The organism is Streptomyces sp. NPDC127084 (genome assembly GCF_042724175.1).
Taxonomy (GTDB): Bacteria; Actinomycetota; Actinomycetes; order Streptomycetales; family Streptomycetaceae; genus Streptomyces.
Window position 1 is genome coordinate 1 of sequence record NZ_JBHXFA010000280.1, and the last position, 4,489, is coordinate 4,489.

A 4,489-nucleotide genomic window follows, 5' to 3' on the forward strand; every position below is an offset into this window, starting at 1 on the left:
TCCATCACTACAATCACCACCGCCCCCACACCGCAACCGGCGGCAAACCACCCATCACCAGGTTGACCAACGTCCCTGGGCAGTACACCTAGGCCGTGCCTGACGGGTACTCCCGAGGGGCGGGCTCAGGATTCCAGCAGTGGGCCCATCCACTCCTCCACCGCGTCCGGTGTGCGCGGCAGCGAACCCGACATCAGCCTGGCCCCCTCCGCCGTGACGACCAGGTCGTCCTCGATACGGACGCCGATACCGCGCAGTCCGGCGGGGAGGGTCTCGTCGTCCGGCTGGAAGTAGAGGCCGGGCTCGACGGTGAGCACCTGCCCCTCCGCCAGGACCCCGTCGAGATACGCCGAGGCCCGCGCCGACGCGCAGTCGTGCACATCGAGCCCGAGCATATGGCCGCTGCCGCATAGGGTGTAGCGGCGGTGCAGGTCGCCGTCGGCGTGCTTGAGCACGCCCCATTCGGCGAGACCGTCGGCGATCACCCGCATACAGGCGCTGTGGAAGTCACGGAACCGCGCACCGGGTCTGAGCGCGGCGATGCCCGCCTCCTGTGCCGCCAGGACGAGTTCGTACACCTGGCGCTGGACGGGGGAGAACCTGCCGGAGAGCGGCAGAGTGCGGGTGATGTCCGCGGTGTAGAGGGTGTCGGTCTCCACTCCCGCGTCGAACAGCAGTAGTTCCGACGGGTCGAGCCGGCCGTCGTTGCGTATCCAGTGCAGTACGCAGGCGTGGGCCCCGGATGCGGCGATCGTCTCGTAACCGGTGCCGTTGCCCTCCAGCCTGGCCCGCAGTCCGAAGACACCTTCGAGCCGGCGCTCGCCGCGTGGGTCACGGAGGGCGGCCGGGATGGCGCGTACCACGTCCTCGAATCCAGTGGTGGTGTGATCGACGGCGAGCTGTAGCTGCGCGACCTCCCAGGAGTCCTTCACCAGGCGCAACTCCGAGAGCGCCGACGCAAGTTCGAGATCCTCTGCGGCGTTGCGCCCGGGTGGCAGCGCGCCGAGGTCGTCCAGGTGTACGCAGCGGATTCCCGTCAGCCTTTCCGCCTCGCCGAGATCGGCGCGCCGGCCGACCCAGAACTCGCCGTAGCGGCGGTCGCGGTAGAACTCCTCGCTGCCGTCGCCCCGGGCCGATCGCGGGCGCAGATACAGTACCGGCTCGTGCCCGGACGGCCCGGACGGCTCCATGACCAGCACATGACCGGGCTGATCCTCACCGGTGAGCCCGGTGAGCCAGGCGTAGGCGCTGTGAGGGCGGAAGCGGTGGTCGCAGTCGTTGCTGCGCACCTTCAACTCGCCTGCCGGGACCAGCAGTCGCTCGCCTGGGAAGAGCGCGGAGAGCCGCTCCCGCCGGGTCGGGGTGACGGCGTGGGCGGGTACCCGGGCGTCGGGCGGCAGCGGGCTCGGCGCCCATCCCGTTCGCATGAGATCGGCGAACTCGGGTGACACCGCCAGGTCATGACTGCCCGTCGCCAGTCCGGAGCGGGCGCCCGTGGCGGTGCCGGGGCCGGGGATGCCGGGGCGGGGGACGTTCTCGGACATACGGGCTCCCTGGAAACAGAGTCGTACTGAGGCCTTGTCAGTGCAATTTCACATTACTATGTTACGGGTCACATCGCGCACCGTTCGGTTCGGCCAATCCCCTTCCATGCCACGGCGGTTCGCGGTGACCGCACTGCCGCACGCCCCCATCACCTCCCACACCAGGAGCTCTCGGTGTCCAAGCCAAGATCCGTGCTGCCCATATCCGTGCCGGCGGCCCTGCGCGGGCCGCTGCTCACCGGCGCCATCGCCGGTGGCCTCGCCGTCACCCTGCTCACGCCTGTCGCCCCGACCGCCGCCGCTGCCCAGCTCGGCCACCCGGCGGCAGCGCGTCCTGCTCCTGCCCCGGCGCCCACCCGCGCCCCCAACCCCCACGACGAGGTCGAGCGCCTGGCCGACGCGCCCAACCGCACTGTGCTGCCCGCCCCCGCGCCCGGTGAGCTCGCTGAGGGGCGGGTCCCCGGGCGGCAGGGCCCGGGGACCGGCGCCAGGCCCCGTATCGCCACGGCCCGCACTGCCACCGGGGTGCCCTGCACCCTCGACGGAGTCACCGGGCTGAACCCCCAGCAGTTCGCCGACTTCCTCGCCGATCCCGCCGTCACGGCCGACGGCTGCCTCCGCGACATCATCTGGACCTGGGACGCCCGGCTGGTGCCCGTGATGTCCGACGCCCACGTCCAGGCCGTCGGCCGCCGGATCTCCTCACTCGCCGCCCGCCACGACGGCCGCAACGGCACGCATCTGCTGGAGATGTTCACGTATCTCCACGCCGTCGCCTACCACGACTTCTCGCGCTCCGAGATCGACATCACCGACCCGCCCACCACCGAGGTCCTGCGGCGCGCCATCAACGACTTCGGCACCGCGGCCCGCACCTTCCAGGTCACGCGTACCAACGCCGAGACCCTGCGGGAAGCGCTCTACATCGGTAGTGCCAAGGGGCTGCGGCACAGCCAACTCGGGCTGATCAAGAAGGTCCTGGCGACCATGGACAAGTACCACAAGGGGCAGTACGACGACGCCTCATGGGGCGGCGCGGCGCTGGCCGCACTCTCCGTGAACTATCTGGGCGTCTACCCCGGCAACAACGACACCGCGTTCCACGCCGTGGTCACCCAGAACGCCTCCTACCGCGCCGCCTTCCGCGCCTTCGCCGACTACACCCACCTCAAGGGCACCCCCAATGAGTGGGTGGTGCGCGACGCACTCAGCGAATACGGGCGCTTCGGCCAGGTCGCGGCACTCAAGGCGGGGATCGTCCCCGACATCGGCGCACTGCTGCCGGTCGCCGAGGCCAACTTCGGCAAGGGCGGACGGCCCTGGGCGGCACTCGTCACCTGGCTGGACTTCTACGAGGCCTGCAAGCCGTACGGCGTCTGCAAGGAGGACATCGAGCGGCGGATCTTCCCGAACACCTTCACCTACGACAACGGCGCCATCAAGGTCCGCACCGCGCTCGACCGTGCCACCGTCGATCAGCTCTACTACGCCGGCAAGCAGGTGAAGGCGCAGTACCACCGGGTGCTCGGCACCGAGCAGCCGCTCGCAGGCGACACCAACACCTCGCTCAACACCGTGCTCTACGCCTCACGTTCCGACTACGAGGTCTACCACCCGATCCTCACCGGAATGGGCACCGAGAACGGCGGCGTCTACATCGAACGCGGCGCCACGTTCTACACCTACCAGCGCCGGGTGCCGCAGGACTCCTCCCTCACGCTTGAGGAGCTCTTCCGGCACGAGTACACCCACTACCTCAACGGCCGCTGGGCCGTGCCCGGCTACTTCGGTGAGGGCGACTGGTACAGCGGTGACCGCACCACCGCGATGGACGAGGGCACGGCGGAGTTCTTCGACGGGGCCACCCGCGACAACGGCATCGCGGTCCGCAAGTCCCTCGTCCAGGGCGTCATCGACGACACGGCGTCCGGCGGGCCGCGGATGAGCGTGAACCAGTTGCTGCACGCCACCTACGACGGCGACGGCTTCCGCTTCTACGACTACGCGGGGACGTTCTTCGAGTTCCTGTGGACCGAACGCCCCTCGCTGATCCGGGAGATGTACGGGTATCTGCGGGCAGACGATGTCGCGGGCTTCGACGCCTGGCGCAACCGCCTCGGTGGCGATCCCGCCGTCCAGCGCGGGTACGACGCCTTCCTGGACGCGCAGATCGCCAAGGTGGACGACCTGTTCGTGCCCAACACCTCGTACACACCCAACGACCGGCTCACCCAGACTTCGGCGGACGCGGTCCGCACGGCCCTCGCCACCGCCACGCAGGCGGATCCGGCGTGCTCCGAGAACGGCGACCCGGGCAAGCGGCGGTTCACCTGTACCGGCCGGATCACCGCCAACCTCTCCGGCGCGGGCGATCCGGACCTGGTGTTCAAGGACATGTCCGAGACGGTCGACTACTTCATCCTCGACCGCTCGGCGCCGGCATCCCCGAACCTCGCCGATATGAACTGCTCCTTCGGGCCGGTGGAGATCTGGTCCGGCGGGCGCGCCGGTACCTCGGACTACCGGTGTGAAGGGCCGCTGCGCAGTTGAGTGTTGGGTCCGCGGGTTCCCTTCCCCGCGTGCATGACATGTGACATATTACTGTCGTGCCCACCACACAGCCCCGAGGCCTCCTGGACGCCGTCATCATCGGCGCCGGTGTCGTGGGGGGGGGCGGGGGCGCGGGCTGCCGCGGGCGCGGGCCGGGCGGCGGGGGGGCGGGGGGGCGCCGCCGGGGAGTTCGAGGAGTTCGGCGAGGCGGGCGGCCCAGGCTTCGCGGCCGTCTTCGAGGAGGGCTTCGATTTCGCGGTCGTTGTTGATGGGGCCGGCTTCGTAGATGGTGATGAAGGTGCCGCGGTTGTCCCAGACGCTGTCGAGCCATCGGTCGAGGGTGTGGTGGACTTCTTCGTCGAGGGTGCCGCGTCTGCGGCGGCTGTGGGGCAGGG

The 4,489-nt window shown here is 69.9% G+C and carries 3 protein-coding genes; 1 reads left to right on the forward strand and 2 read right to left on the reverse strand.

The genetic code is table 11. The annotated features are described in order from the left end of the window. Window positions 1–125: 125 nt before the first annotated feature. Window positions 126–1,544, reverse strand: coding sequence for an aminopeptidase P family protein (locus ACFWI9_RS33065; protein WP_387168654.1), 1,419 nt, complete (start codon window positions 1,542–1,544; stop codon window positions 126–128). A 174-nt stretch (window positions 1,545–1,718) separates the two neighbouring features. On the opposite strand from ACFWI9_RS33065, the gene ACFWI9_RS33070 reads away from it, so the two are divergent. Beyond that, complete coding sequence (locus ACFWI9_RS33070) at window positions 1,719–4,094, forward strand: collagenase (protein ID WP_387168656.1); 2,376 nt, start codon at window positions 1,719–1,721, stop codon at window positions 4,092–4,094. Between the two features lie 96 nt (window positions 4,095–4,190). Here ACFWI9_RS33070 and ACFWI9_RS33075 read toward each other — a convergent pair. Then, window positions 4,191–4,489: hypothetical protein (locus tag ACFWI9_RS33075; RefSeq protein WP_387168658.1), on the reverse strand; the 299-nt coding region annotated here is incomplete at its 5' end.